The sequence below is a fragment of the Catenulispora sp. GP43 genome (assembly GCF_041260665.1).
Lineage (GTDB): Bacteria > Actinomycetota > Actinomycetes > Streptomycetales > Catenulisporaceae > Catenulispora.
Window position 1 is genome coordinate 385390 of sequence record NZ_JBGCCT010000005.1, and the last position, 25736, is coordinate 411125.

The window sequence follows — 25736 nt, forward strand, 5'->3', positions numbered from 1 at the left end:
GCAGCCGCAAGCCACCCGCAACCGTCACGCAATCCCCTGGTCCTACCTTCTAAGAAGGCTGACGCTGTACCGCTCAGCCTTTGCCGGGACCGACGCCGGTGCCCCCCGATCGGCGTCGGTCCTTCCCCGTGCCTGGTGTCCCCGGGGTCCCTGGTGTCCCCGGCGTCCCTCAGTCCATCGCCTCGACCAGCCGGCGGCTCACGAGCAGGGCGCTGGACAGGCCCTGTTCGGGCGACGTGCCCGAAGCCTGATGCAGCACCACGCCCAGCACCAGGTGGTCCTCGCCGTCCAGGGTGCGGTGCGCGGCCCACATCAGGGCGCCGCCCGCGGGCGTGCTGGAGCCGGTCTTGCCGCCGACGACGCCGTCGGCGCCCAGGAGCGCGTCGGTGTTGGACAGGACGTCCGGGTCGTCGGGGACCTGGGTCATGGGCTCGGCGGTCAGGGCCAGCAGGGTGGGGTCGGTGAGCGCGACCTTGGCGAGCTGCAGCTGGTCGACCGCGGTACTGCGGGTGCTGGAGTCCAGACCGCTGGGGTCGGTGTAGGTGGTGTCCTTCATGCCCAGCGAGACCGCCGCGGCGTTCATCTCGGCGACGAAGGCGTCCTGCGTCCCGGCGTCCCAGCGGGCCAGGAGGCGGGCGACGTTGTTCGCGGAGGGGACGAGCATCAGCTCCAGCAGGGTGCGCTCGCTCAGGCGCTGGCCGGCGCGCACCGGTGCCGAGCTCTCGTCGCGGGAGAAGGACTCCAGCGCGGCCTGCTGGTCGACGAGGATGTCCGGGCCGGACTCGCCGTCGGTGAGCGGGTGGTCCTTGAGGACGACGTAGGCGGTCATCACCTTGGCGACGCTCGCTATCGGCACCGGGGTCTGGTCGCCGCAGGTGCCCAGGCTGCCTATGCCCTGGGCCCACAGGGCGGTCTCGCCGTCGTTCGGCCAGGGCAGGGAGGCGGCGAAGTCGTGGTAGGCCGGCGTGACCTGCTTGAGGTCGGGGGCCGGCGGGTCGTCGAAGCCGTGGGCGGCGAACACGGCCGCGAGGCCCGCGCCGCCGAGGACGAGGACAAGGCCGAGGGTGAGGGCGAGGGTGCGGAGACGCAGACGGGGACGCAGACGGGGACGAAGGCGGAAGCGCTTATCGGTTGGTTCAATGGGCTCATCGGTGCTTGCGGGGGGTTCAGCCGACTCCGCCTCTGGCGCCGCGGCGCCGGACGCCGTCGACTCCGGCTCGGACGCCGGGGTCTCAGGGCTCTCCGATGCCGCCTGCTCTTCCAGTTCTGGATTGGGCACCTATCGAAGCTAGCGGAGCCCCCTCGCCGAACGCGATCTCGAACGGCAGGTTGTGACAGAACTGCGTGATCGCTTCGTGGTTCAGCGGCGCCCCTCCACGAAGTCCACCAGCGCCGCCGCCCCCGCCCGCAGCTCGCCGGCCTTCTCTGCCCGCCCCGAAGTCTCGTACACCTCCGCCGCGTGCTCGCGCTCCGCGATCTCCGCGCGCACGATCGCGACCACGTCCGCCTCGCTCAGCTCGCGGCGGACGGCCTCGGCGACGCCGATGCCGACCGCGCTGGCCTCGATGGCGCCGGCGCGTCCCTGGCCGGCGTCCACGGCTTCGGCGTTCTCGATGGCGGCGATGGTGGCGCGGAGGGTGGAGGCGGTGGCACGGTCGCGGGCCTTCAGGGCGGCCGGGAGGGCGGCGCGGAGGCGGTCGCGCAACGGCGACGGGGTCGAGGGCTCGGTCATGCCGTTGACCGTAGGTGCCCGCGTGCGGGTGATCAAACGGTTATGGGGAACCATTCGGCCAGCGTGGTGATGGTCTTCGCGGAGTCCGTGTGATGCAGTCCGACGATGCCGAGGCGGGCGGCGCCTTGGAGGTTGTGCTCCAGGTCGTCGATCATCACGCAGTCCGTCGGGTCGACGCCCAGGCGGGTGCAGGCGAGTTCGTAGATCGCCCGGGACGGCTTGCGCACTCCGACCTCGCCGGAGATCACCGAGGTGTCGGCGAGTTCCGTCAGGTCGTAGCCGCGGTAGGCGTCGTCGCCGAGGGAGTTGGAGACGATCGCCACCGGGACGCCCGCGGCTCGCAGCGCGCGCATCGCCGCGAGCATCGCCTCATCCGGCTTCAGCAGTGCCTGGAACGCGTCGACGAAGCCCGGTGCCGGGAGTTCGACGCCTCGCGGCGCCAGCAGCTCCGCGATCCCGAGCTCGAACTCCGCCTGGTTGACGCGTCCGCACTCGTGCTCCACCAGCAGCGCGCCGGCTGCCGGGTCGGAGCGGAACAGAGTCCCGAACAGGTGGGGATCGCCCGAGACTGTCGTCGAGTAGGTGGCGAAGGCCTCGAAGATGCTCGTCGTCAGCACGCCGCCGAAGTCGGTGAGTACTGCGCGGGGAGTGCTCATGCCGACTCCAGGGGCGCGAAGCGTGGCGGACGGCGCTCCAGGTAGCTGTGGACGCCCTCGGCGGCGTCGGGGTGCCGGAACGAGTCGTGCATCAGCTTGTTGGCCACCGCGACCGCGGTCGGCAGGTCCGAATCCATGGCCTGATACACCTGCTGCTTCATCAGGGCCATCGACTGCGGCGAGCAGTTCTCGGCGAGGTCGGCAGCGTAGGCCAGGGTGGCGGTGAGGAGTGATCCGGCGGGCAGGACGCGGTCGACCAGGCCCATGGCCAGCGCCTCGTCGCCGAGGACCACTCGGGCCGACATCAGGAGGTCCAGGGCGCGGCTCTGTCCCACCAGGCGGGGGAGCAGCCAGGCGCTGCCGTACTCGGCGATCAGGCCGCGGCGCGAGAAGGCTGTCGTGAACTTGGCCTGCGGTGTCGTGAAGCGCAGGTCGCAGTACAGCGCCTGCACCAGGCCGAGGCCGGCCGCCGGGCCGTTGATCGCCGCGATCAGCGGCTTGCGGAAGGACAGGGGCCGCTCGCGGGCCCGGCGGGTCCGTGCGTCGGCGATGGTGTCCGGGTCGACGGTGCCGAGTTGCGACAGGTCCTCCATATCGGCACCGGCACAGAAACCGCGTCCCGCGCCGGTGACGACCACGACCCGTACCTCGGGGTCGGCTTCCGCCTCGTCGAGGAGCGCGAAGTAGCGCTCCTCGAGCGGGATGTTCCAGGCGTTCAGCCGGTCCGGCCGGTTGAGGGTGAGCAGCAGGACCGCTCCGTGCCGTTCGGCCAGGACCAGCTCGGGTGCATCGGTCGTGGCGGGTGCGTCAGTGCTCTGTGTCATGGCGTCTCCTCGGTCGGGCCGGTTTCCGGCCGGTGTCGGGCCGGTCGGCCGTCAGTCCTTCGGACCGCCGGCCGCGTAGATCACCTGGCCGGACACGAACCCGGCGTCCTCGCGCACCAGGAACGAGGCCACGGCCGCGATGTCCTCGGGCTTGCCGGAGCGGCCGACCGGGATCTGGCTGATCGCCACCTCCCGGAACACGTCGAAGTCGACGCCCATCCGGGCCGCGGTGGCCTTGGTCATGTCGGTCTCGATGAAGCCCGGCGCGATCGCGTTGGCGGTGACGCCGAACTTGCCCAGCTCGATCGCCAGCGTCTTGGTGAAGCCCTGCATCCCGGCCTTGGCCGCGGCGTAGTTCGCCTGGCCGCGGTTGCCCAGCGCCGAGGTGCTGGACAGGTTCACGATCCGGCCGAACCCGGCGTCCACCATGTGCTTCTGCGCGGCCCGCGCCATCAGGAACGCGCCGCGCAGGTGGACGTTCATCACCGCGTCCCAGTCGCCGACGGTCATCTTGAACAGCAGGTTGTCGCGCAGGATCCCGGCGTTGTTGACCAGGATCGTGGGCGCTCCGAGATCGGCGGCGATCCGCGCCACCGCGGCGGCCACCTGCTCCTCGTCGGAGACGTCGCAGCCCACGGCCAGCGCCTTGCCGCCGGCCTTGGTGATCGCCGCGACGGTGTCCGCGCACGCGGTCTCGTCCAGGTCGACGACGGCGACCGCGTGCCCGTCGGCGGCCAGCCGGGCGGCGACGGCCGCGCCGATGCCGCGGGCGGCGCCGGTGACGATCGCCGTGCGCGGGGTGTCGGAGGTGAGGTCGGTCATGTCAGAGTCCTTAGTGCCTTGGCGATCAGGGAGTCGATCTGCTCGGTGGTCGGGGCGAAGGCGGCGGCGCGGTTGCGCGGCTCGTCCTGGACGCGGCGCAGCACGCCCTCGGCGATGATGGCGATCTTCCACAGGCCCAGCGCGTGCCAGAAGGCCAGGGCGGAGCCGTCCCGGCCGCCGGCCGAAAGGTACGCGGCGGCCATCTCGTCGCGGTCCGGGAATCCCGGGAGGGTGGAGAAGCTCAGCAGGCCCTGGCCGGCCTCGCCGGCCGCGGGCCAGTAGGCGAGCAGCGTGCCGATGTCGGCCAGCGGGTCGCCGAGCGTGCACAGCTCCCAGTCCAGGACCGAGGCGACCGAGCCGTCATCGGGGGAGACGATCACGTTGCGCAGGTGGAAGTCGCCGTGCACGAGGGTGAGCTCGCGCTGCTCGGGGATCGCGGCGGCCAGCCGGGCGGTCAGCGTGTCCAGATCCGCGGACTCGCGGGTCTTCGAGTGCTGCCACTGCGTCGTCCAGCGCTTCAGCTGGCGCTCGGCGTACGGCTTGTGGCTGGCCAGATCCGCCAGCCCGGTCTTGTCCAGGTCGACGGCGTGCACCAGCGCCAGGGCGCGGGCGATCGACAGGCCGACGGCGTGCCGGGTGGGCTCGTCGACCCCCGCGACGACCTCCTCGCGGTCCAGGACCAGGCCGTCGACGAACTCCATCAGGACCATCGGGACGCCGTCCGCGGTCCGGACCGCGAAGACGTGCGGGACCGGTACCTCAGAGTCCTGCAACGCGGTCAGGATGCGGGCCTCGCGGGCCACGTCGTGCGCCGAGGCCAGCAGGTGTCCCAAGGGCGGGCGGCGCAGGATCCAGCGGCGGTCGGGACGGCCGGTCGCGTCGGTGACGGCGTAGGTCAGGTTCGACTGGCCGACGCCGACGCGGGTCAGGGTGAGCGGCGGGGTGTGCTCGATCCCTGATCCGGCCAGCCAGCCCGAGACAAGCCCGGGCAGCTCTTCCAGAGCCGGACCGGTGGAGGTCCCAGGCCTGTCGGGAGCGGGACCGGTGGAGGATTCAGACACCGGCCTGCCCCAGCAGCGCGCCGCCGTCGATCACCAGCGTCTCGCCGGTGATCCAGGCGGCGGCGTCGGAGGCCAGGAACGCCACCGCCGCGGCCACGTCCTCCGGCTCGCCGATCCGGCCCAGCGGGTAGGAGGCGGCGACCTCGGCCTCGCGCTCGAACAGGGCCGCGGCCAGCTTGGTGCGCACCACCGCCGGCGCGACGCCGTTGACCCGGACCTTCGGCGCCAGCTCCAGGGCCAGCTGCTTGGTGACGTGGATCAGCGCCGCCTTGCTGGCGTTGTAGACGCCCAGGTTCTCCGCGACGTGGATGCCGCCGATCGAGGCGGTGTTCACCACCGAGCCGCCGTGCTCGCCCATCCATGCCTTCACCGCCAGCGAGGTCCACAGGATCGGGCCCCACAGGTTGGTGTCGAGGGTCTTGGCGAAGCGGCTCTTCTCGATGTCGATCAGCGGCCCGTACGCGGGGTTGGTGCCGGCGTTGTTGACCAGGATGTCCAGGCTGCCGAAGCGCTCGACCGCGAACGCCACGCAGGTGCGGGCCGCTTCCTCGTCGGTGGCGTGCGCCTGGAGGCCGATCGCGGTGCCGGGTCCTTCGACCTGCTTGGCCGCATCGACGGCGTGCTCCTTGGTGCGCGAGGTGAGGATGACGTTCGCGCCGCCGGCGGCCAGGGTCTGCGCGATCGCCAGGCCGATGCCGCGCGAGGCGCCGGTGACGATGGCCGTGCGGCCGTTCAGCGAGGGGATGAGGGGGCTGGTCATGAGCTGAGGGGACTCCCGGATCTCAGTGCTTGTACTTGGCGAGCTCGATCTTCGCGATGGCCCGCTTGTGGACCTCGTCCGGCCCGTCGGCCAGCCGCAGCGTGCGCAGGTGGGCCCAGGCCCAGGCCAGCGGGAAGTCGTCGGTGACGCCGGCGCCGCCGTGCACCTGGATCGCGCGGTCGATGATGCGCAGCGCCATCTCCGGGGCCGCGACCTTGATGGCGGCGATCTCGGTGCGCGCGGCCTTGTTCCCGACCGTGTCCATCATCCAGGCGGCCTTCAGCGTCAGCAGCCGCGTCTGCTCGATGTCGATGCGCGCCTCGGCGATCCAGTCCTGGATGTTGGCGCGGTCGGCCAGCGGCCGGCCGAAGGTGACGCGGTCGGTGGCGCGCCGGCACATCAGCTCCAGCGCGCGCTCGGCCATGCCGATGGTGCGCATGCAGTGGTGGATGCGGCCCGGGCCCAGCCGGGCCTGGCTGATCGCGAAGCCCTCGCCCTCGCCCTTGAGCAGGTCCTCGGCCGGGACGAAGACGTCCTCGAAGGTGATCTCGGCGTGCCCCTCGCGGTCCTGGTAGCCGAAGACCGGCAGCGAGCGCACGATGGTGACGCCCGGCGCGTCCAGCGGCACGACCATCATCGACTGCTGACGGTGCGGCGCGGCGTCCGGGTCGGTCTTGCCCATGACGATCAGCACGCGGCAGTTCTTGTGCATGGCGTTGGACGTGAACCACTTGCGGCCGTTGAGCACGTAGCCGCCGCGTGCGTCGTCCCGGACCATGCGCATCTCGATGTTCGTGGCGTCCGAGGAGGCCACCGCCGGCTCGGTCATCGCGAAGCCGGACCGGACCTCGCCGTCCAGCAGCGGCTTGAGCCACTTCTCCTTGTGCGCCTCGGACCCGAAGAGCGTGAACACTTCCATGTTGCCGGTGTCCGGCGCGGCGCAGTTGGTGGACTCCGGCGCGAGATGGCTGCGGCCCATGATCTCGGCCAGCGGCGCGTACTCGAAGTTGGTGAGCCCCGGGCCCCACTCGGCGTGCGGGTGGAACAGATTCCACAACCCGCGCTTCTTGGCCTCGGTCTTCAGCTCCTCGATGACCGCGGGCTGGTGGTGCGGGTCCCCGGAGGCGCGCATCTGCTCCTCGTAGACCTCTTCGGCGGGATAGACCTGCTCGTCCATGAAGGCGAGGAGATCGTCCTGGTAGCGCTTCGCGCGGTCGGAGACAGGGAACATGGTTCCGGTATAGTTGAGGTCGGCGTCAAGTTCAAGTAGGGAGACGGCGTTTCGCTATGGCGAAGACTGAGGTTCGCGTCACACCGCGCAGCGCGCGGGGCATCCGCACGCGGAACGCGCTGGTCGCGGCCGCACGTGTGGTCTTCGAGCGCGACGGGTATCTGGACGCCCGTTTGGCGGACATCTCTGCGGAGGCCGGGGTCGCGTCCGGCTCGCTCTACACCTACTTCGAGGGCAAAGAGGAGATCTTCCGCGCGGTCGCCGAGCAGGTGGCCGAGGAGATGGTCCACCCGCACCTGCGGGCCCGGACCGGGGTCACCGACCCGCGCGAGCTGATCGACCTCGCGAACCGCGAGTACCTGCGCTCGTACAAGAAGAACGCCAAGCTGATGGGGCTGTTCGAGCAGGTGTCGCAGGTCGACGAGGAGTTCCGCGCGGTGCGGATCGAGCGCGCGGACGCCTTCGTGCGGCGCAACGCGAAGATGATCCGGACCCTGCAGGAGTCCGGCGCCGCGGACACCGAAATGGACCCGTTGCTGACGGCGCACGCGCTGTCGGGGATGGTCTCGCGGATGGCGTATGTGGCGTACGTGCAGAAGGCGCCGATGCCGTTCGAGCGGTTGGTGGAGACGCTGAACCGGATCTGGATCAAGGCCCTGGGCCTCGAACCTGTTGGCGGCTCCGCATAGGCTCCGGGCCATGGGCTACACCACGGAGTTCACCGGCGCGGTCACGGTCGAGCCGCCGCTGAACGCGCACGAGATCTCGTTTCTGCGGCGCTTCGCCGGCACCCGGCGCATGGACCGCGAGCTGGGGCCGTATTACTGCGGCACGGGGTTCATGGGGCAGGACGAGGAGCCCGACATCCGGGACTACAACAAGGCCGGGTTCGGGCAGCCGGGGTTGTGGTGCAAGTGGGAGACGACGGACGACGGCCGCCAGATCGGCTGGAACCAGTCCGAGAAGTTCTACGACTCCGAGGAGTGGATGGCGTACCTGATCAGGACGTTCCTGATGCCTGGTGCGGCGCTCGCGGCGGAGCTGGCCTCCCGTGTCGAAGGGCACTACTACGCACCGGAGTTCGCGCACTTCACTTTCGACCACCACGTGAACGGCGTCATCGACGCGGACGGCGAAGAGGTCGACGACAACTGGCAGCTCATCGTCACCGACAACGAGGTCACGACCCGCGACCTGGGGCCAGGGCCCACCTATGTCGATGAGCCCTGGCCTGTTTGATGAGCACTGACCTGTTTGATGAGCACTGACCCGCTGTCGGTGCGGGAAGCCCGATCAGCTCGCCGGCAGATCCACCAGCTCGGCGAGCCGCCGCCGGTGCCGCGTCGGACTCCCCAGCGCGATCGACGAGCTCTTGGCCCGCTTCAGATACAGATGCGCGGGGTGCTCCCAGGTGAAGCCGATGCCGCCGTGCATCTGCACGCATTCCTCGGCCGCCTGCACCGCGACCGCCGAGCAGTGGGCCTGCGCGATGGCGACGGCGATCTCCCGCTCAGCGCCGGTGGCCGAGACCGCGTGGCGCGCGACCGCGCGGGCTTGCGCGATCTGCACCCACAGCTGCGCCAGCCGGTGCTTGAGCCCTTGGTAGGAGCCGACCGCGCGGCCGAACTGGTGCCGCGTCTTCACGTACTCGACCGTGGTCGTCAGGCACTGCTCGGCCAGGCCGAGCTGCTCGGAGGCGAGGATCGCCGCCCCGCTCAGCAGGGCCTGCGAGAGCGGTTCGTAGCGGATCGCCAGCAGTTGGCCGGGGGTGTCGTCGAACTCGACGTCGCTCAGGACCCGCGTCATGTCCAGCGTGGTGACCGGGGTGATCCGCGCGTCGGCCGCCTGGACCACATAGATCGAGCCGTCTGAGGGGACCAGCAGGACGTCGGCCGTCTGCGCGCCCGCGACGCTCGTGACCTTGCCGGTGAGCCGCGCCGGGTGCGGAGCCTCGCGGGGCGGCCACGGCGTGACCGAGACCCGGCCCTTGTACGTCGTGTCCGGCGAGCGCGTGAAGGGGATCGCGATCACCGCGGTCACCTCGCCGGAGGCGATGCCGCGGAGCAGGTCCTCGGCCGCGGCCGCGGTGCCGTTGCCGCTTTCCCGGGCCGCCAGCAGGAGCTCGGTGGCCATCAGGTTGCCCAGGAACGGCACCGGCGCGACCGCCTTGCCCAGTTCCTCGGCGACCACGGCGGCCTCACGGAGCGTCGCCCCGGCGCCGCCGAGTTCCTCGGGGATCAGCAGTCCGGCCGCGCCGATCCCGGTGCCGAGCGCCTTCCACAGCTGCGCGTCGTACGGTTCGGCCGTCTCGGTCCGGGCCAGCACCGCGGACCACGGCGCGCGGTCGGCGAGCAGGTCGGCGACCGCGGTCCGCAGCTCTTCCTCGGTCTCCGAGTACAGGAGTTCGTCGCTCACCGGGGGAGGTCCTTCCACGCGACGTCCTTGTCGGCCCGGATCTCACCGGGCAGCCCCAGGACGCGTTCGGCGATGATGTTCAGCAGGATCTCCGAGGTGCCGCCCTCGATCGAGTTGCCCTTGGACCGCAGATAGCGGTAGCCGGGCGAGCGGCCGACGAAGTCGACGGTGTCGGGCCGGCGCATCGTCCAGTCGTCGTAGCGCAGCGCCTCCTCGCCGAGCAGTTCCAGCTCCAGGCCGGAGATCTGCTGGTTGAGGGTAGCGAAGGCGTACTTCGCCGCCGAGCCTTCGGGGCCGGGCTGGCCGGCCGCGAGCTGCGCGGACAGCCGCTGCGCGGTCAGGCGCGCGGCCTCGGCGGCCACCCACAGCGTCATCAGCCGGTCGTGCAGCGCCGCGTCGCGCACCTTCTCGTTCTCGCGCCAGGTCTTCGCCAGCACGCCGATCATGCCGGACTCGCGCGGGGAGGCCCCGCCGCCGATCGCGACGCGCTCGTTCATCAGCGTCGTCTGCGCGACCTTCCACCCCTCGCCGACCGCGCCGAGGCGCTGGCTGTCGGGGATGCGGACGTCGGTCAGGAAGACCTCGTTGAACTCGGCCTCGCCGGTGATCTGCCGCAACGGCCGCACCTCGACGCCCGGCGCGGTCATGTCCAGCACGAAGTAGGTCATGCCCTGGTGCTTGGGCACGTCCGGATCGGTGCGGGTGACCAGGATCGCCCAGCGCGCCTCGTGCGCCATGGACGTCCACACCTTCTGGCCGTTGACGACCCAGTCGTCGCCGTCGCGCACGGCGCGGGTGGCCAGCGCGGCGAGGTCGGATCCGGCGCCGGGCTCGGAGAACAGCTGGCACCACACCTCCTCCCCGCACCACAGCGGCCGCAGCCAGCGCTGTTTCTGCTCGTCGCTGCCGAAGGCCAGGATGGTCGGGGCGGCCATCCCCAGCCCGATGCCGATGCGCCGGGGCCCGTTGTCGGGGGCGCCGGCGGCGGCGAACGCCTTCTCGGCGATCGGCTGCCGGTCACGCGGCAGGCCCAGGCCCCCCAGCCCCGGCGGATAGTGCAGCCAGGCGAGCCCGGCGTCGAAGCGCGCACGGAGGAAGTCGAGCCGGTCCGTGCTGCCGGGATCGTGGGCGGCGAGGAAGTCGTGAATGCGGTTCTCGAGGTCGTGCTGGGTGATCAATGGCGGCACCCTTGCTTTCCAACCGGTCGGTAACTGTCCGCTCAGTATTGTCCTGGCGGGGGTGGTGTCAACAGGGGTTGATCGAATTCAGCACTCATGATCGGCCCACCACGCCTTGGCCGCGGCCAGCAGATGGCGCCGGACCAGGTCCACGTGCGGGTTGGCCGAGCCGCCGGGCCGGCGGACCAGATACGCGGTGTTCAGCGGTGCTTCCTCGGGCTGGTGCAGCAGTGTCAGAGCACTGCTGTCCAGCTCCGCGCGGCACAGGTACTTCGGGAGCACCGTCCAGCCGGCGCCGGCGACCGCCGCGGTGCGGATCCCGCGCAGATCGGGGATCGTCGTCAGCTGTGCCGGGGCGGACAGCTGCTCGTTGAAGACGTAGCGCCAGTAGCGGCGGATTATCGGCAGATCGGCGTCGTAGGCGATGAGCGGAACATCGGACAACGCGGCCGGAAGTGCTTTGTCTTTCAGCCTTTCGGCCCACAGCGGTGCCGCCACCAGGACGAACTCCTCGTCGGCGAAGGGCTCTGAGACCAGGCCCCTGCTGTTCGGGCGGCGGGTCGAGATCACGAGGTCGTGCCGTCCGGCGCGCAGCTCGTCCAGCAGATCGTCGGTGAGCCCGGTGGCGACGCGGAGCTGGACGCCGTCGGCGATCAGCGGCGCCACCAGACCCATGCCCACCGCGCCCAGGAACTCCGCCGGCCCGGCCAGGTGCACGGGCTCGGCCTCCGGGGCGTCGGCTTCGTCGGTGAGGCCGGACAAGTGGTCCAGCGGCGAGGCGACCTGCGCCGCCAGCTCGTCGGCGTAGGGGAGCGGTGCCACGCCGCGTGCCCTGCGCTCGAAGAGCTCGCGCCCCAGCCGGGTCTCCAGCGCCCGGATCTGCGTGGTGACCGTCGACTGCGACAGCCCGAGCAGGTGCGCGGCGGCGGTGAAGGAACCGGAGCGGTGCACCGCGAGGAAGGTGCGCAGCTGGTTGAGGTCCAGGGGATCGGCCATGGGCCGAGGCTACCTCCGATCCATCGGAAAACAGATACGAGCCATCGGAGTACCCATTGGTCTCGATAAGTTCACCAGGTTTACTGTCGTGGGCATGGCGAAGATCCTGATGGTTCTGACCGGTGCCGACTCCTGGACCTTGAAGGACGGCACGAAGCATCCGACCGGCTTCTGGGCCGAGGAGGCCGTGGTGCCCTACGAGGCGCTGACGGCCGCCGGCCACGAGGTGGTCGTCGCGACCCCCGGCGGCGTGGTGCCCACCCCGGACGCGGGCAGCCTGTCGGCGCAGTTCACCGGCGGGGAGGACGGCGCGCGGCAGATGGCCGACGCGGTCGCCGCGATGACCGAGCTGCGCAGCCCGGTCGCGCTGGCCGGCGTCTCCCTCGACGACTACGACGCCGTGTTCTACCCCGGCGGCCACGGTCCGATGGAGGACCTGGCCGAGGACGCCGACTCCGGCCGGCTGCTGACCGCGGCCCTGGCCTCCGGCAAGCCGCTGGCGGTGGTCTGCCACGGCCCGGCCGCCCTGCTCGCCGCGAAGGGCGCGGACGGCTCGTCGGCGTTCGCCGGCTACCGCGTCGCGGCGTTCACCAACGAGGAGGAGGTCCAGGGCGGCCTCGCCGACAAGGCGAAGTGGCTGCTGGAGGACCGCCTGGTCGCCGACGGCGTGGTGGTCGACAAGGCCGGGCCGTGGACGCCGCACGTCGTCGTGGACCGGAACCTGATCACCGGCCAGAACCCGATGTCGTCCGCGCCGCTGGCCGCCGAGCTGCTGAAGACGCTCGGCTGAGCGACGATGAGCAGGCCGGACTCGTCCCTTTAAATCCTTTCATCCCTTCCCACCTTCACTCTCTTGGAGCAACCCGTGTCCGTCGCCAGTCGTGAATGGCAGCTGATCGCACGTCCGGTCGGCGAGCCGAAAGCCTCCGATTTCCGCCTGCTGCGGGCCGAGGTCGCCGACCCCGGTCCGGGGCAGATCCTGGTGCGCAACACCTGGCTGTCGGTCGACCCTTACATGCGCGGCCGGATGGACGACGTCCCGTCCTACATCCCGCCCTTCCAGCTGGAGGAGCCGATGACCGGCGGCGCCGTCGGCGTCGTGGTGGCCGCCGGGGAGGGGTCGTCGGTGCCGGTCGGCGCGACGGTCTCGCACTTCGAGGGCTGGCGCGAGTACGCGCTGCTGGAGGCCGCCACGACGCAGGTGCTCGACACGTCGAAGGTGCCCGCGCAGGCGTTCCTGGGCGTGCTCGGCATCACCGGCCTGACCGCCTACGTCGGGCTCACCGAGATCGCGCCGGTCAAGGAGGGCGACGTCGTCTTCGTCTCCGGGGCGGCCGGCGCGGTCGGCTCGGTCGCCGGGCAGATCGCCAAGAAGCTCGGGGCGTCGAAGGTCATCGGGTCGGCCGGCGGGCCGGAGAAGGTGCGGCGGCTCACCGAGGACTTCGGCTACGACGCCGCGATCGACTACCGCCAGGGCGAGCTGAACGCGCAGCTGAAGAAGGCCGCGCCGGAGGGCGTCGACGTGTACTTCGACAACGTCGGCGGCGACCACCTCGACGCAGCGCTGCGGCGCATGAACCTGTTCGGGCGCATCGCGCTGTGCGGGGCGATCTCGGTCTACAACGAGAAGGGCCGCCCGGCGGGGCCCGCTCATCTGACGAACGCGATCGGCAAGAGCCTGACGCTGCGCGGCTTCACGATCGGGCACCACATGAAGGCGTTCCCGGAGTACATCGGGAAGGCCATCGGCTGGCTCGCGGACGGCTCGCTCCGGACGGACGAGACGGTCGTCGACGGGATCGACAACGCCTTGAACGCCTGGTTCGGCCTGATGAGCGGAGCCAACACCGGCAAGATGCTGGTGCGGCTGCCCGAGGCCTAAGCGCTCTGTGATCCGAACGGTCGCCCTCGACCTCCCGCGCCCGGCTCGGGTGGGGTAGGGAGGACACATGCGTATTGTGATTGCGGGCGGCCATGGACAGATCGCGCTGCTGTTGGAGGCGCGCCTGAGCGCGGACGGTCACACCGTGCAGGGGCTGCTGCGGCGCCCCGACGGCGCCGACGATCTGGTGGCCGCCGGGGCGGAGCCGGTGGTCTTCGACCTGGAGAGCGCGACCGCCGAGTCGCTGGCCGAGGTGATCCGCGGCGCCGACGCCGTGGTCTTCGCGGCCGGCGCCGGCGCGGGGAGTACCGCCGAGCGGAAGTACACCGTGGACCTCGGCGGCTCGGTCCTGCTGGCCGACGCCGCCGAGTTGGCCGGGGTGCGGCGGTTCGTGCAGGTGTCCTCGATGGGCGCCGGGGCGCCAGCGGCCCCGGGGTCGGACCCGATCTGGGTGGCGTACATCGACGCCAAGACCAAGGCCGAGGACGATCTGCGGCGCCGCGATCTGGACTGGACCATCATCCGGCCGGGCGGGCTGCTCAATACACCGGGTCTGGGCCTGGTGCACCTGGTCACGCACACCGGCCGCGGGACCGTTCCGCGCGCCGACGTCGCGGACGTCCTCGCCGAGCTCCTCGAACAGCGGGCCGCCATCCACCAGACCCTCGAACTGGTGTCCGGGTCGACCCCGATTTCTCAGGCCGTCGAAGCCTGGAAGGGATGAGGAAATGCAATACATCACTTTGAATGACGGCGTCAGCATCCCGCAGCTGGGCTACGGCGTCTGGCAGGTCCCCGACGAACAGGCCCACACCGCCGTCGGCAGCGCCCTCGAGATCGGCTACCGGCACATCGACACGGCCGCCGCCTACGAGAACGAGGCCGGTGTGGGCCGCGCGATCCGGGACTCCGGCATCCCGCGCGAGGACATCTTCCTCACCACCAAGCTCTGGAACGCCGACCACGGCTACGACGCCGCCCTGCGCGCCTTCGACAAGAGCCTGGAACGCCTCGGCACCGACTACGTGGACCTGTATTTGATTCACTGGCCGGTCCCGGAACAGGATTTGTATATCGAGAGCTGGCGCGCCCTGGAGAAGATCAATTCCGACGGCCGGGCCAAGGCCGTGGGTGTCTGCAACTTCACCGCCGAAACCCTCGAGCGCCTGGTCAAGGAGTCCACGAAGGTCCCGGCGATCAACCAGATCGAGCTCCACCCCTACTTCCCGCAGCCGGCGATGCGCCAGCTGAACGAGAAGCTGGGCATCGTCACCGAGGACTGGAGCCCCCTGGGCCAGGGCGGCGACCTGCTCAAGGAGCCGGTCCTGATCCGCATCGGCGAGGCGAACGGCAAGACCCCGGCGCAGGTCGTGCTCCGCTGGCACCTGCAGCTCGGCGACGTCGTGATCCCGAAGTCGGTCACCCCGTCCCGCATCAAGGAGAACTTCGAGGTCTTCGACTTCGAACTCAGCAGCGCCGAGATGGACGAGATCACCTCGCTGCGGCGGGACGACGGGCGGATCGGGCCGGACCCGGCGCATTTCAATTACGTGGGGTGAGGCGGTCGGCGGCGTCATCCGGTGTAGGCGGCCAGGGCCTCCTGAGAGCGGGCCCGCACGCTGATCCAGGCGTCGCCGGAGACGTGGGCCAGGATGTCGTCGCCGACGTACCACGTGGTCTTGTACCACTCGGGCTGGATGCGGGGGAGCTCGGTGAGGGTGCTGTCGTCGACGGGGTCGCCGCCGAGTCCCCAGGCGTCGGACAGGTCTTCGGCCTCGGCGAGGACGGTTTCCGCCATCAGGGCTTCGACCAGGGCCAGGGACAGCTTGTCCGTCCAGGGCAGCCACTCCTCCTGGCTCTTGTCGGCGAGGTCGGGGCGCAGGTAGGTCGGCGGGTCCTCCTGGTCCAGGTCCGCCAGCAGGATGCCCCAGGCGCAGACGCTCTGGTTCTCGTCGCGGAAGACCAGCGCGCCCTCGTGGACCTCCAGGTCCTCCGGGGTGCTGAGCGGGTCCTGGTTGCGGGTGAGGTCGTCGCGGCGGCCGAAGAGTTTCAGGGCTTCGCGCAGGGCCGCGGGCAGGGGGTGGCCGAGTTCGGCCGCGGCGGCGTCGAGGTCGGCGTCGGTGTAGCCGTCGGCGGGGGTGAGGGGGCGCTCGGACCAGTCGGCGGCGAGGACTTCGGCGACGTGCCAGGCGGCGGCGCGGTCGCCGGGGGCGGCGACGGCGTTCCGCAGTGCCGTGGATATGCGGGACGCGGCGGTGTCGGCTTCGGCGTCGGTGGCTGGGGCTGTCATGGGGCCACACCGTAGCGGCGGGGACCGTCAACATGCGCGACCATGGCATATATGGAGAATGACGGGCTCGCGGTCGCGGTGATCGGGCTGGGCGGCATCGCCCGCAACGCGTACTTGCCGGTGTTGGGGACGCGTGCCGATCTGCGGCTGCGGCTGATGACGCGCGATCGGGCGCGGCTGGACGCGCTGGGGGACGCCTACCGCGTTCCCGAAGCATGCCGGTTCACCGAGCTGGACGCGCTGCTCGGCGAGGAGCCGCCCCAGGCCGCTTTCGTCCATGTCGCGACGGTCGCGCACGTCGAGATCGTCACGCGGCTGCTCGACGCCGGGATCCCCACCTACGTCGACAAGCCGCTGGCCGACACGCTCGCCGCGTCGCGGACGCTGGCCGAGCACGCCGAGCGCACCGGGACGCCGCTGATGGTCGGCTTCAACCGCCGCCACGCGCCGGCCTACGTCGAGGCGGCGCGGTCCCCGCGCGAGACCGTGATCCTGCAGAAGAACGAGGCGGACGCGCCGGGCGTGGTGCGCGACGTCGTGTTCGACGACTTCATCCACGTGGCGGACACGCTGCGCTTCCTGGCACCCGGCGACGTCACGGACGTGACAGTCTCCGGCCGGGTCGAGGACGGAATGCTGGAGCACGTCGCCCTGACCCTGTCCGGACCCGGCTTCACCTGCTTCGGCGTGATGAACCGCCGAGCCGGCGCGAAGGGCGAGCGCCTGCAGCTCATCGGCGACGGCCACCGCCGCGACGTCCACGATCTGACCGACGGCCCGACCGGATGGACACCGGTGGGGCGGGTCAAGGGGATCGAGCAGATATGCGAGCACTTCCTCGCTGCGGTGCGGGGCCAGACGCAGTTCCCGGACCTGCAGGACGCGCTGGCCACGCACGAGCTGTGCGAGCAGGTGGTCGAGAGGCTGGACGGGTGACACCGGCCGCGTCGCGGGGACGCCGGGCGGGAAGGCAAGTAGCTGATGAGCGAGCAGGGCGAGCCGGCGGGACCGGCGGGGCCGGAGGAACGTGACGGCGGCGGGAGCGGCGGCGCGGGCCGCGGCGATGCCGGCCGTTCCGTCGGCGCTGCGAGCGATGGCCCGGGTGCGGGTGCGGGTGGCGGTGCTGCGAGCGGTAAGTCCGGCGGGGCCGGCGGTCCCGGCGGTCCCGGCGGTCCCGGCGGTCCCGGTGAGCCCGGCGAGCCCGGCGAGCCCGGCGAGCCCGCTTACTCGGGCTGGCGAATTCTGTTCCCCTCCCCAACCCGTGCCGCCGTGGGCGTCCTCGGCCCCATCGTCCTCACCACCGCCTACTTCACCCTCCCCTTCGAGGTGCTCGGCCCGGACCACCCGGTCCTGGCCTGGGTGATCCTCGTCGGCATCCTCACCCTGTTGGCAGTCGGCATGGTCGTGACCACCAGCCGGACCCTGGCCGGCCAGTCCGGCCGCTTGCGCCATCCGGGAGTGGCCATCCTGATCATGTCCTGGGCCGCCACCCTGGTCTTCGCCGCGAGCTACTGGGCCATGGCCACCCGCCACGGGGAGTTCGTCGGGCTCCAGACCCGCCTGGACGCGCTCTACTTCACCGGCGTCACCATGGCGACCGTCGGGTACGGTGACATCCACCCGAGCGGGCAGCTGGGGCGCGCGGTGGTGCTCGTGCAGCTCGTCTACACCTTCACGTTCCTGGTCGGCGGGATCACCGCCATCAGGACGCGGACCCGGTCCCGCATGATGGATCGGATGAGCGGGGGTAAGTAGGCCCGATGCTCAACTGGCTCAGTAATCTGCCTCCGGCCCTGATCTACGTCGTCGTGGGCCTGCTGGTGTTCGTCGAGGACGCGCTGTTCGTCGGCTTCGTGGTGCCGGGGGAGACGGCGGCGGTGATCGGCGGGGTGCTGGCAAACCGGGGGACGGTGAACATCTGGGCGCTCGCCGCGGTGGTGGTGTGTGCGGCGATCGCCGGGGACAGCGTCGGGTTCGAGGTGGGGCGGCACTTCGGGGAGCGGCTGCTGGGGACCCGCCCGCTGCGCCGGCACCAGGTCCGGCTGGACAAGGCCCGGGCCCTGATCCGGCGCCGCGGGGCCGAGGCGGTGTTCCTCGGCCGGTTCGTCTCCTTCTTCCGGGCCCTGATGCCGCCGCTGGCCGCGATGTCGCATCTCCCGTACCGGAGGTTCCTGTTCTTCAACGCTCTCGGCGGGTTGGTGTGGGGTGTCGGATTCACTCTGTTGGGTTACTTCGCCGGCGCCGCCTACTCGCGGGTCGAGCACCTCGTGGGCGGGATCCTGGCCGGGGTCGTCGCGACGATCGTGATCATCGGGCTGGTCATGTGGACCGTCCGACGCCACCGGGCCGAGCGGGCCGAGGAGGATGAAGGGGACGAAGAGGGCGGAGAGGACGAATCCGAGGGCGGCGTCAGTCGCTGACCAGATCCCCGTCCCGCGCCACGACCGTCCCGCCGCGCACCACCAGCTCGCGCGTCGGCACCGGACGAGCTCTACGCCGCCATCCGGGGCGCCGCCGCGGGCCGCACCGCGCTGTCCCCGCCGGTCGCCAGCCGCATGCTGGACCGGATGCGCTCGCCCAAGCCCGCGCTCACCGACCGGGAGAAGGACATCCTCGCGCAGCTGGCGCAGGGGCTCGGGAACCGCGACATCGCGAAGCAGCTGTTCATCAGCGAGAGGGTGAGGCTTCAGTCCGCCAGCGCGAGCAGAAGCCGGGCACGCTCCGAAACCGCCGCGATCCGCGTGGGATCGTCGCCGGCGGACAGCAGCTGCGCCAGGACACGATGCGCCAGACACGCGCGGAACGTCCCCTCGTCGGACGCGGCGACGGCGGCGCGTGCCAGGTTTTCGACGGCGGCGCTCGGGGCGCCGCCGATCACCGAGGCCAGCAGGGCCGTCAGGTCGATGCCGGCGGCCATGCGGCGCAGGCGGCCCAGCACACCCGCCGGGCCGCGCGCTGGACTCGGCGTGGCACCAAACTTCTGCACGGCAAGGCGCTCGCGGCCACCGTCGCCACCGTCACGGTCGCCGCGGCCGGGACCGGGGTCGTGGTGGCGACGGCGGGCAGTGGCGGTCCGAGGGCCGCGGTCGCGCAGGCGGAGGAGTCGGCGTTGCACGCGTTCGGGCGCGGTGACTACGCGGCCATGTGCGACGAGATGAGTGCGGCGATGCTCACGATGTACTCCGGGCCGCAGGGGTGTCTGAAGATCATGGCGGGTGCCAACGGGTTCGTGTCCACGGTCGGTGCCTCGCTCGCCGATCAGCGCAGGGCCGCCAGTGCCGCCACCGTGGACGCTTCGCAGGTCACTGTCACTGGCGACACCGCGGTGGTGCCAGCCTCAACTGGGTGAAGGAGGACGGCCGTTGGAAGATCGGGATGCCGAAGAACCTGCCCAGTGTTCTGCCGACGGTTTTCCCGACCAACTTCCCCACCGACCTGCCGACCAACTTCCCCACCGGCTGACCGACATCACCAATTGGTAACGACCGCAACGCCCCCGCTCGGGGACCCCGTTCTACACCGTATGAGCCGTGTCCCCAAAGCAACCGGCAGCGGGCTGCCGGGTCTGGTCGGCAAGCGTGCGGTCGCCCAACGCATGCTCCTGCTGGCCGCCCTGGCGGTGCTCCTGCCCGCGCTCGTCCTGGTCACGCTCATCCGCATGCACGGCACCACCGCCGAGCGCGACGGCGTCCGCAAGGCGCTGAGCACGCTGCCCGACAGCGAGCGCACGGTCACAGCGCTCTACAACATCGGCTCGCGCTTCCCCGCCGACCCGACCACGCGTGTGGCCTTCCTGGCCGGCATCGAGCAGCAGATCCACGCCGCCTTCACCGGTGTGGACGTCGACGTCGTCCACGAGACCGCGACCGCGCCGTACGGTGTCACCGGCACGGGCGGCACCGGTGCAGGCACCGGCACCGGTGCCGGCACCGGCACCGGCACCGCAAATCAGGCCACGTACTCGATCTACTTCCTAGGCACCAGCGCGGCCACGAAAAACGCCCGCCTCGTCTCCGGCACCTGGCCCGCCCCGGCCCCCGCCGGCGCGCAGGCCGGCACCGCCACCGCCTCGGGCACCGAGTTCGAAGCCGCGGTTCCGCAGGTCGCCGCCCTGGCCAAGCACTGGAAGGTCGGCGACGAGGTCGACACCCGGGCGCGCATGGACGGCGTCGAGCAGCGCTTCAAAATCGTCGGCGTCTACACGCCGGTCGACACCTCCAGCGACTTCTGGCAGGCCGAGGCCTACAAGGGCGCCGGCAAGGGCCAGGAGGACCTGCCCACCTTCGGGCCGGCGTTCGTGGACCAGAGTGTCACCGCCGGGCGCCTGCTGGAGGTCCGCCAGGAGACGGTGCTCGCCGCCCCGGACTTCAGCACCATCCAGACCGGACCCGCCTCCACCCTCCCGGACCGGCTCGCCCCGCTCGATGCCTACCTGGCCGACGCGGCGAACGCCGTCGACTCCAACATCCACACCACGGTCATCGACCCGCTCACCGCGCAGACCCAGGGCATCGACGGCAATCTGAGCATCAGCAGCCGCCTGAACCTGCTGCCGGTGGTCGAGCTCGGGCTGCTGGCGCTGACCGCGCTCGTCCTGACCACCCGCCTGCTGTCCGAGCACCGCCGGGAGACCGACGGCCTGCTGCGGGCGCGCGGTGCCTCGGTGCGCGGGCTGCTGCGCATCGGGATGACCGAGGGGCTGCTGCTCACCGTCCCGGTGGCGGCCGTCGCGCCTTTCCTGGCAAGGCTTCTGGAGCACGGCCTCACCTCCAGCCGGTGGTCCGCCGCGCACGACAGCGCCCCGCCGATCTCCTCCGACCTGTGGGTCGTCGTCGCGATCGGCGCGCTGGCCACCTTGCTGCTGCTGACCGTGGTGCCGGTGACGTCCTCGGCCAGCTTCGTCGGCGTCAAGCGTGAACGCAGCCGCTCGCAGGTGCGCACCGCCGTGCAGCGCACCGGCGCGGACGTCGTCGTGGTCCTGCTCGGCGCCGCCGCGCTGTGGGAGCTGACGCGCTTCGGCGACGACCCGTCCCACAACGGACCGCTCAGTGTGCCGCAGGTGGTCGCGCCCTCGGTGCTGCTGCTGGCCGGATCGCTGGTCCTGCTGCGGGTGCTGCCGCTGATCGTCGGTCCGCTGGAGTACGTGGCCGCGCGGCGCCGGGCCGCGGTCGTGGCGCTGGCCGGCTGGCGCGTGGGCCGCATGGCCCGGACCTACGCCGCGCCGATGGCCCTGCTGATCATGGCGGTCGCGGTCGGGACGCAGGCCACCGTGTTCCTGGCCTCGGTGGACCGCTCCGCCGACGATCAGGGCACGCATCTGGTCGGCACCGACGTCCGCGCCGCCGACATCCCCGGCGGGCATCTCGGCGTCAGCGGGTCGTTCGCCGCCGTGCCGGGAGCCGCTGCCGGCTTCGCCGCCGCCCGCGAGAACCTCTTCTTCGGATCCGGGACCACGCAGCTGCCGGTCAATGTCCTGGGTATCGATCCGGCGCGTTCGGCGGGCGTCGTGGATCTGCGTTCCGATCTGGCCGGCAAGAGCTGGCCGAACTTGTCCGCGCAGCTGGCCGCCGACGGCTGGGACCGGGACGGCATGTCCGGCGGCGTGCCCCTGCCCGGCAAGCCGACCAAGCTGACGATCGACGTCCGGTACCAGGGGCAGCGCGCGCACCCGGACGCCCCCGGCAGCCTCGGCGCGCTCGACGTCGAGGCCGAGGTGGTGGACGCGTACGGCGTCGGCACCACCGTGGACTTCGGCGGTGTCGCCACCGCGGACGGCCAGACCCACACCCTGAGCGCTCAGATCGGCGGCGAGGGCGGCACCATCGCCTATCCGCTGCGGATCACGGCCCTGTCGATCACGTACCACGCACCGCTGTGCGCGGTCTACGACATGTCGGGCAACGTCAACGCGAACTGTGCCGTGCAGGCCGGCGGCCAGGGCAACGCCGAGAACGTCGGCGTGGACGCCGGCGACCTGACCGCCGACGGGCAGCCGGCCGCACTGCCGGCCGGGATCCAGGCGCACGCGTTCGGCGAGGCGCAGCCCGGCGGCACCGATTCGGACACCTCCGGGACCGCGGCCGCGCAGGCCGCCTACAAAGTCGGCGCGACCACCGGATCAGGGCTCGTACACTTCACCGAGTACTCCGGCTTCGGCTCCGACACCGCGCCGATCGTCACCCACACCCTGGACCTGTCCCGGTCCGACGCCTCCTCCGCCGCCGTGCCGGCCCTGGCCTCCACTCAGCTGCTGAACACCCTCGGTCTGAAGGTCGGCGACTCCTACACCACCAAGGCGTTCGGGACCCCGCTGCGCCTGCACTTCGTCGGCTCGGTGACGGCGATGCCCGCGCCGTACCGGATCGGCACCCTGGCCGCCGGTGCCCCGGCCGAGAACGCCGCGCTGGTCGTGCCGATCGGGCTGCTGGACCGTGCGGACCTGGCGGGCCGGGCGGTCAACGAGCAGACCGAGTGGTGGGCCAAGGCCGCCGGGGGCACCACGCCGGCGCAGCTCGCCGACCGTTATCGCGCCGTGCGCAACGGAGCGCTGGTCTCCGCGCCGGTCGTCACCGACCGCACCGGCCAGGCCGCGGTGATCCGGGACGACCCGATCCGCAGCGGCATGAAGCTGACGCTGGTGATCGCGGCCGGCGCCGCGCTGCTGTTCATCCTCATCGGCTTCGCGCTGCACTCGGTCATCGCGCTGCGCGAGCGCACCACCGAACTGGCCCTGCTCAACGCCCTGGGACTGTCCAAGCGCCGCACCGCCGCGATGCTGCTGGCCGAGAACCTGCTGCTGGTGATCCTCGGCATGGTCGGCGGCGGGGCGCTGGCGGTGCTCACGATCCGATCGGAACTGCCCTTGCTGATCCTCACCGACTCCGGACAGGTGCCGATCCCCGAACCGGTGACCGTGGTGGACCTGCCGGCCCTGGCCGGGGTCGGCGCGGCGGCCGCGGTGCTGCTGCTCGGCCTGGTCGCGCTGGTGTCGCTGGCCCGGCGCTCGGACGGCGTGGGCGGCACGCTGCGCCTGGGGGAGGACGGCCGATGAGGACGCCGCGCTGGTTCGCCGAACTCGGCCCGGCCCGCCTGGTGCTGGCCGCGCTGGCGCTGTTGGCCGCCGGGACGGCCGCCGCCGCGGTGGTGGTCCCGGCCGACACCAAGAAGGCGGACGCCTTCACCGTCAACTCCCTGATCGGCAAGGCGCCGTGGTCGCACCGCGATCTGGTGCTCTCCGGGCTCCCGGTCTCCACCGACGCCGCGTACCCGAAGTCGGCGTCCGACATCTCCTCGGTCGCGGCGTCGAACCTGGCGGCACTGCCGGACACCCTCAAGAAGCTCGTTTCGCAGACCTCGATCACGCGCCAGTACGATCACCTGCTGCCGGCCCTGAACCCGCCGGCCAAGCTCCCCAACAAGGCCTGGCTGCGCTTCGACTGGGAGCCGCAGCTGGCCGGCGGCGTGCGCTGGGTCGCCGGGGGAGCGCCCGGCAAGGAGGCGGAACAGGACACCTTCGACGGCGCCGACGGGTTCCTCACCGGCGTGACGCTGACGGTTCCGATCGCCGTGTCCGAGGCGACCGCGGACCGGCTCGGCCTGACCGTCGGCACCGTGGTGAAGATGGACACCTCCGGGGGCACCGGTCCGGGAAACATCGTCACGTTCACGATGTCCGTCCAGGTCGCCGGGATCTTCGCGCCCGCCGCCGGCACCGGCCCGGACGACCCGCTGTGGCGCGTGGCCACCAAGCGGGATCCGGTGCTCACCACGGAATGCCTCAACGAGAAGTGCGAACAGTCGATCACGGTGTGGGAATCGGACGTGTTCGTCGACCGTCCCGAGGCGATCGCGACGATCTCCAGGAGCGCTCGCGTCGGCGAGTACACGACGGTCTACGACTACGTCGTCGACCCCTCCCGCCTGACGCCCTCGGTGCTGTCGGCCGTCGGCCCGGCGCTGGACCAGGCGGCGCTGGGGGTCAGCGATCTCAAGGGCGGCGTCCAGCTGAACACCGGGCTCAAGGACCTGGCCGCGAGCGTCAAGAGCACCCAGTCCGACAGCCACCAACTGTCCGCCGTCGTGCTCGGCGCGCTGTCCGCGGGCGCGCTGGCGGCGCTGTTCCTCACACTGCGCCTGACGGTGATGCGCAGGGCCCGTTTCGTCGCGCTCTATCGGGCCCGCGGTGCCTCCGCGGTCCGGCTGGCGCTGCGCCACGCGACCCAGACCGCGACCGTCGTGGCGGTGTTCGCGGCCCTCGGGGCGTTCGGCGCGGTCCGGGCCGGGCGCGGGACGTTGCGCGACCCGGCCGCGTGGTCCGGCGTGGTGCTGGTGACGCTACTGACGTTCGGCGTGGTCGGCTACTCGGTGCTCCGGGCCGGGGACCGCGTCGTGTCGGCGCGCCACGAGGCCGTCGGCGAGACCGCGCGGGTCCGGCGGATCGTGCGCGACGCCGGTCTGCTGCTGGCCGCCGGCGGCGCGCTGGCGATCTACCGGAGTCAGGGTTCTGGCAATCCCGACGGCTCCATCGACTGGATCGCGGTGGCCGCCCCGGCGCTGCTGGCCTTCGCCGCCGGGATCGCCGCGGTGCGCCTGGTGCCGGCGTTGTTCGGGCCGGCGGTCCGGGTGTTGGCGCGGCGCCGCAGCGTGGTCGGGTTCGTCGCGGCCGCGCTGTCCGGACGGCGGGTGCGCGTGGTGGCGGCGCCGCTGGCCGGACTGGTCGTGGTGGTCGCGGCCGGGATGTTCGCCGCCGGCTACGACGCCGCGGTGCAGCAGAAGGTGCGCGACGACACGGTCCGGTCCGTCGGCGCCGCGGCACAGGTCGACGCCCTGCCGATCGGGGTGACGTTCCCCGACGGCTTCGCCGCCGCGGCCGCGAAGATACCCGGGGTGCGCGGCGTGTTCACCGGCCGCGCGGACTTCGGCGGGATCGCGCAGATCACCCCGGAGGGCACGCCCCAGCCGCGGCCGCTCACCGTGATCACCGTCGATCCCGAGGCCTTCCGCGAGGCCGCCGCGGCGGCGCTGAGCGACGCCTCGGCGCGCGGGCAGCAGGTTCCCGCGAGCTGGCCGGTGCCGCCGAAGGCGGACGGCACCGTGACCGTGCTCGCCTCGCCGGGGCTGGCCGGCCAGTACTCCGGGCCGGTGTCGGTGTCCGAGACAGCCGGGTCGTTCAAGGCCGTCATCGGGGCCTACGCCGACGTGCCGCTGGCCGACTCCGTCGAGAACCTGGGCGGGACCGAGTACGTCGTGGTGCCGGCCGGCGAGGTGCCGATGGCCGACCCCGGCAAGCCGAACGTCGCGTGGTTCAGCGCCGACACCGGGGCGGTCTCCGCCTCGGCGCTGCGGGCGCTGCCCGGCGTGACGAAGGACTTCGACGTCACGATGCTGGCGGACGCGCAATCCGCGGTGTACGCCGAAGGCCGGGTGTCGGCGGCGCGGGACGTGTTCCATCTCGTCGAAGGACTCTGCGTCGCCTACTTCGCCTTGTGTCTGCTGCAGTTGCTGTCCGCCACGCGAGCCGTCAGTCGTGACAGTGCTCTGCTTCTGCAGGTGTTCGGATTGCGCGCGGTCCGCAGCCGGCTGGTCGCCACGCTGGTGCCGCTGCCGGTCGCGGTGCTGGCCGTCGCCGCCGGACTCGGGATGGGAGCCGGGCTCTCGCCGCTGCTGGGCCCGCTGGACCGCGGTCCGGCCGGCGGCTCCGCGGACTCGATCGTGGCGACCGGATCGATCGGCTGGGGCTGGACCGTGCCGGTCGTGGCGGCGGTGCTCGCGATGACGGTCGGCGGCGTGCTGCTGGACCAGATGCTGCGACGGCCGATCGAGCTGTCCGTCCGGTTGCGGGACGCCGAATTCGAGTAGTGCCGCCGGACCGGAGTCGGTGGTGGCTGGT

25 protein-coding genes and 1 pseudogene are annotated in these 25736 nt (G+C 71.7%); 13 read left to right on the forward strand and 13 right to left on the reverse strand.

Going from position 1 to position 25736, the window contains the following annotated elements:
• Positions 1-169 precede the first annotated feature (169 nt).
• The 8 genes from ABH926_RS13900 to ABH926_RS13935 all read right to left on the reverse strand — a co-directional run bounded on the left by ABH926_RS13900 (position 170) and on the right by ABH926_RS13935 (position 7086).
• Positions 170-1279 (reverse strand): D-alanyl-D-alanine carboxypeptidase family protein, encoded by a 1110-nt coding sequence (locus tag ABH926_RS13900; protein WP_370365913.1) that lies wholly within the window; start codon positions 1277-1279, stop codon positions 170-172.
• An 81-nt stretch (positions 1280-1360) separates the two neighbouring features.
• Positions 1361-1732, reverse strand: coding sequence for a hypothetical protein (locus ABH926_RS13905; protein WP_370365914.1), 372 nt, complete (start codon positions 1730-1732; stop codon positions 1361-1363).
• Positions 1733-1764: 32 nt separating this feature from the next.
• Positions 1765-2388: an HAD-IA family hydrolase gene (locus ABH926_RS13910; protein WP_370365915.1), complete on the reverse strand. Its 624-nt coding sequence runs from the start codon at positions 2386-2388 to the stop codon at positions 1765-1767.
• Entirely contained in the window at positions 2385-3212 is an 828-nt protein-coding gene (locus tag ABH926_RS13915; protein ID WP_370365916.1) for an enoyl-CoA hydratase-related protein, read from the reverse strand. The genes ABH926_RS13910 and ABH926_RS13915 overlap by 4 nt, the downstream gene beginning before the upstream one ends.
• A gap of 51 nt (positions 3213-3263) precedes the next feature.
• The gene (gene fabG / locus ABH926_RS13920) at positions 3264-4034 is read right to left on the reverse strand and encodes a 3-oxoacyl-ACP reductase FabG (RefSeq protein WP_370365917.1); all 771 of its coding nucleotides are present in this window, start codon (positions 4032-4034) and stop codon (positions 3264-3266) included.
• Entirely contained in the window at positions 4031-5035 is a 1005-nt protein-coding gene (locus tag ABH926_RS13925) for a phosphotransferase family protein (protein WP_370365964.1), read from the reverse strand. Before ABH926_RS13925 ends, fabG begins: the two co-directional genes overlap by 4 nt.
• A gap of 52 nt (positions 5036-5087) precedes the next feature.
• Entirely contained in the window at positions 5088-5855 is a 768-nt protein-coding gene (locus tag ABH926_RS13930) for an SDR family oxidoreductase (protein ID WP_370365918.1), read from the reverse strand.
• 22 nt (positions 5856-5877) lie between these two features.
• Positions 5878-7086, reverse strand: a complete 1209-nt coding sequence (locus ABH926_RS13935) for an acyl-CoA dehydrogenase family protein (RefSeq protein ID WP_370365919.1) — start codon at positions 7084-7086, stop codon at positions 5878-5880.
• A gap of 56 nt (positions 7087-7142) precedes the next feature.
• On the opposite strand from ABH926_RS13935, the gene ABH926_RS13940 reads away from it, so the two are divergent.
• Together ABH926_RS13940 and ABH926_RS13945 are read left to right on the forward strand one after the other, a co-directional pair.
• Positions 7143-7775 (forward strand): TetR/AcrR family transcriptional regulator, encoded by a 633-nt coding sequence (locus ABH926_RS13940; protein ID WP_370365920.1) that lies wholly within the window; start codon positions 7143-7145, stop codon positions 7773-7775.
• A gap of 10 nt (positions 7776-7785) precedes the next feature.
• Positions 7786-8325, forward strand: coding sequence for a hypothetical protein (locus ABH926_RS13945; RefSeq protein ID WP_370365922.1), 540 nt, complete (start codon positions 7786-7788; stop codon positions 8323-8325).
• 54 nt (positions 8326-8379) lie between these two features.
• Here the strand turns inward: ABH926_RS13945 and ABH926_RS13950 are convergent, their stop codons facing one another.
• The 3 genes from ABH926_RS13950 to ABH926_RS13960 all read right to left on the reverse strand — a co-directional run bounded on the left by ABH926_RS13950 (position 8380) and on the right by ABH926_RS13960 (position 11675).
• On the reverse strand, positions 8380-9501 hold the full coding sequence (locus ABH926_RS13950; RefSeq protein ID WP_370365923.1) for an acyl-CoA dehydrogenase family protein: 1122 nt from the start codon (positions 9499-9501) through the stop codon (positions 8380-8382).
• Complete coding sequence (locus ABH926_RS13955; protein ID WP_370365924.1) at positions 9498-10688, reverse strand: acyl-CoA dehydrogenase family protein; 1191 nt, start codon at positions 10686-10688, stop codon at positions 9498-9500. Before ABH926_RS13955 ends, ABH926_RS13950 begins: the two co-directional genes overlap by 4 nt.
• 78 nt (positions 10689-10766) lie before the next feature.
• Positions 10767-11675 (reverse strand): LysR family transcriptional regulator, encoded by a 909-nt coding sequence (locus tag ABH926_RS13960; RefSeq protein WP_370365925.1) that lies wholly within the window; start codon positions 11673-11675, stop codon positions 10767-10769.
• A 94-nt stretch (positions 11676-11769) separates the two neighbouring features.
• On the opposite strand from ABH926_RS13960, the gene ABH926_RS13965 reads away from it, so the two are divergent.
• From ABH926_RS13965 to ABH926_RS13980, 4 genes are all read left to right on the forward strand, one after another.
• A complete protein-coding gene (locus ABH926_RS13965; RefSeq protein ID WP_370365926.1) occupies positions 11770-12465 on the forward strand; it encodes a type 1 glutamine amidotransferase domain-containing protein in 696 nt (231 codons plus the stop codon).
• Between the two features lie 75 nt (positions 12466-12540).
• Positions 12541-13557 carry an NADP-dependent oxidoreductase gene (locus tag ABH926_RS13970; protein ID WP_370365927.1) on the forward strand — a complete coding sequence of 339 codons (1017 nt, stop codon included), beginning with the start codon at positions 12541-12543 and terminating at the stop codon, positions 13555-13557.
• Between the two features lie 67 nt (positions 13558-13624).
• A complete protein-coding gene (locus ABH926_RS13975) occupies positions 13625-14281 on the forward strand; it encodes an SDR family oxidoreductase (protein ID WP_370365928.1) in 657 nt (218 codons plus the stop codon).
• Between the two features lie 4 nt (positions 14282-14285).
• The gene (locus ABH926_RS13980) at positions 14286-15116 is read left to right on the forward strand and encodes an aldo/keto reductase (RefSeq protein ID WP_370365929.1); all 831 of its coding nucleotides are present in this window, start codon (positions 14286-14288) and stop codon (positions 15114-15116) included.
• Between the two features lie 14 nt (positions 15117-15130).
• Here the strand turns inward: ABH926_RS13980 and ABH926_RS13985 are convergent, their stop codons facing one another.
• Positions 15131-15847, reverse strand: a complete 717-nt coding sequence (locus tag ABH926_RS13985) for an SMI1/KNR4 family protein (RefSeq protein ID WP_370365930.1) — start codon at positions 15845-15847, stop codon at positions 15131-15133.
• A 51-nt stretch (positions 15848-15898) separates the two neighbouring features.
• On the opposite strand from ABH926_RS13985, the gene ABH926_RS13990 reads away from it, so the two are divergent.
• The 4 genes and pseudogenes from ABH926_RS13990 to ABH926_RS14005 all read left to right on the forward strand — a co-directional run.
• Positions 15899-16783 carry a Gfo/Idh/MocA family protein gene (locus ABH926_RS13990; RefSeq protein ID WP_370365931.1) on the forward strand — a complete coding sequence of 295 codons (885 nt, stop codon included), beginning with the start codon at positions 15899-15901 and terminating at the stop codon, positions 16781-16783.
• Between the two features lie 45 nt (positions 16784-16828).
• Positions 16829-17602: a potassium channel family protein gene (locus tag ABH926_RS13995; protein ID WP_370365932.1), complete on the forward strand. Its 774-nt coding sequence runs from the start codon at positions 16829-16831 to the stop codon at positions 17600-17602.
• A gap of 5 nt (positions 17603-17607) precedes the next feature.
• On the forward strand, positions 17608-18267 hold the full coding sequence (locus ABH926_RS14000) for a DedA family protein (protein WP_370365933.1): 660 nt from the start codon (positions 17608-17610) through the stop codon (positions 18265-18267).
• Between the two features lie 48 nt (positions 18268-18315).
• Positions 18316-18522, forward strand: a pseudogene (locus ABH926_RS14005) (LuxR C-terminal-related transcriptional regulator); the annotation flags it as partial.
• 11 nt (positions 18523-18533) lie between these two features.
• On the opposite strand, the gene ABH926_RS14010 reads toward ABH926_RS14005, so the two are convergent.
• Positions 18534-18833, reverse strand: a complete 300-nt coding sequence (locus tag ABH926_RS14010) for a hypothetical protein (protein ID WP_370365934.1) — start codon at positions 18831-18833, stop codon at positions 18534-18536.
• Between the two features lie 60 nt (positions 18834-18893).
• Between ABH926_RS14010 and ABH926_RS14015 the strand changes: the two genes are divergently transcribed.
• From ABH926_RS14015 to ABH926_RS14025, 3 genes are all read left to right on the forward strand, one after another.
• Complete coding sequence (locus ABH926_RS14015; protein WP_370365935.1) at positions 18894-19196, forward strand: hypothetical protein; 303 nt, start codon at positions 18894-18896, stop codon at positions 19194-19196.
• A 174-nt stretch (positions 19197-19370) separates the two neighbouring features.
• Complete coding sequence (locus ABH926_RS14020; RefSeq protein ID WP_370365936.1) at positions 19371-22898, forward strand: FtsX-like permease family protein; 3528 nt, start codon at positions 19371-19373, stop codon at positions 22896-22898.
• The gene (locus ABH926_RS14025; protein ID WP_370365937.1) at positions 22895-25705 is read left to right on the forward strand and encodes a hypothetical protein; all 2811 of its coding nucleotides are present in this window, start codon (positions 22895-22897) and stop codon (positions 25703-25705) included. Before ABH926_RS14020 ends, ABH926_RS14025 begins: the two co-directional genes overlap by 4 nt.
• Positions 25706-25736: the final 31 nt, after the last annotated feature.

Bases quoted from the DNA above. Each gene is read 5' to 3' on its own strand.
- ABH926_RS13960 (WP_370365925.1), bottom strand. From the start codon at position 11,675: ATGGCCGATCCCCTGGACCTCAACCAGCTGCGCACCTTCCTCGCGGTG.
- ABH926_RS13910 (WP_370365915.1), bottom strand. From the start codon at position 2,388: ATGAGCACTCCCCGCGCAGTACTCACCGACTTCGGCGGCGTGCTGACG.
- ABH926_RS13975 (WP_370365928.1), top strand. From the start codon at position 13,625: ATGCGTATTGTGATTGCGGGCGGCCATGGACAGATCGCGCTGCTGTTG.
- ABH926_RS13935 (WP_370365919.1), bottom strand. From the start codon at position 7,086: ATGTTCCCTGTCTCCGACCGCGCGAAGCGCTACCAGGACGATCTCCTC.
- ABH926_RS13995 (WP_370365932.1), top strand. From the start codon at position 16,829: ATGAGCGAGCAGGGCGAGCCGGCGGGACCGGCGGGGCCGGAGGAACGT.
- ABH926_RS14025 (WP_370365937.1), top strand. From the start codon at position 22,895: ATGAGGACGCCGCGCTGGTTCGCCGAACTCGGCCCGGCCCGCCTGGTG.
- ABH926_RS13945 (WP_370365922.1), top strand. From the start codon at position 7,786: ATGGGCTACACCACGGAGTTCACCGGCGCGGTCACGGTCGAGCCGCCG.
- fabG (WP_370365917.1), bottom strand. From the start codon at position 4,034: ATGACCGACCTCACCTCCGACACCCCGCGCACGGCGATCGTCACCGGC.
- ABH926_RS14000 (WP_370365933.1), top strand. From the start codon at position 17,608: ATGCTCAACTGGCTCAGTAATCTGCCTCCGGCCCTGATCTACGTCGTC.
- ABH926_RS14020 (WP_370365936.1), top strand. From the start codon at position 19,371: ATGAGCCGTGTCCCCAAAGCAACCGGCAGCGGGCTGCCGGGTCTGGTC.
- ABH926_RS13905 (WP_370365914.1), bottom strand. From the start codon at position 1,732: ATGACCGAGCCCTCGACCCCGTCGCCGTTGCGCGACCGCCTCCGCGCC.
- ABH926_RS13990 (WP_370365931.1), top strand. From the start codon at position 15,899: ATGGAGAATGACGGGCTCGCGGTCGCGGTGATCGGGCTGGGCGGCATC.
- ABH926_RS13940 (WP_370365920.1), top strand. From the start codon at position 7,143: ATGGCGAAGACTGAGGTTCGCGTCACACCGCGCAGCGCGCGGGGCATC.
- ABH926_RS13915 (WP_370365916.1), bottom strand. From the start codon at position 3,212: ATGACACAGAGCACTGACGCACCCGCCACGACCGATGCACCCGAGCTG.
- ABH926_RS13930 (WP_370365918.1), bottom strand. From the start codon at position 5,855: ATGACCAGCCCCCTCATCCCCTCGCTGAACGGCCGCACGGCCATCGTC.
- ABH926_RS13980 (WP_370365929.1), top strand. From the start codon at position 14,286: ATGCAATACATCACTTTGAATGACGGCGTCAGCATCCCGCAGCTGGGC.
- ABH926_RS13965 (WP_370365926.1), top strand. From the start codon at position 11,770: ATGGCGAAGATCCTGATGGTTCTGACCGGTGCCGACTCCTGGACCTTG.
- ABH926_RS13985 (WP_370365930.1), bottom strand. From the start codon at position 15,847: ATGACAGCCCCAGCCACCGACGCCGAAGCCGACACCGCCGCGTCCCGC.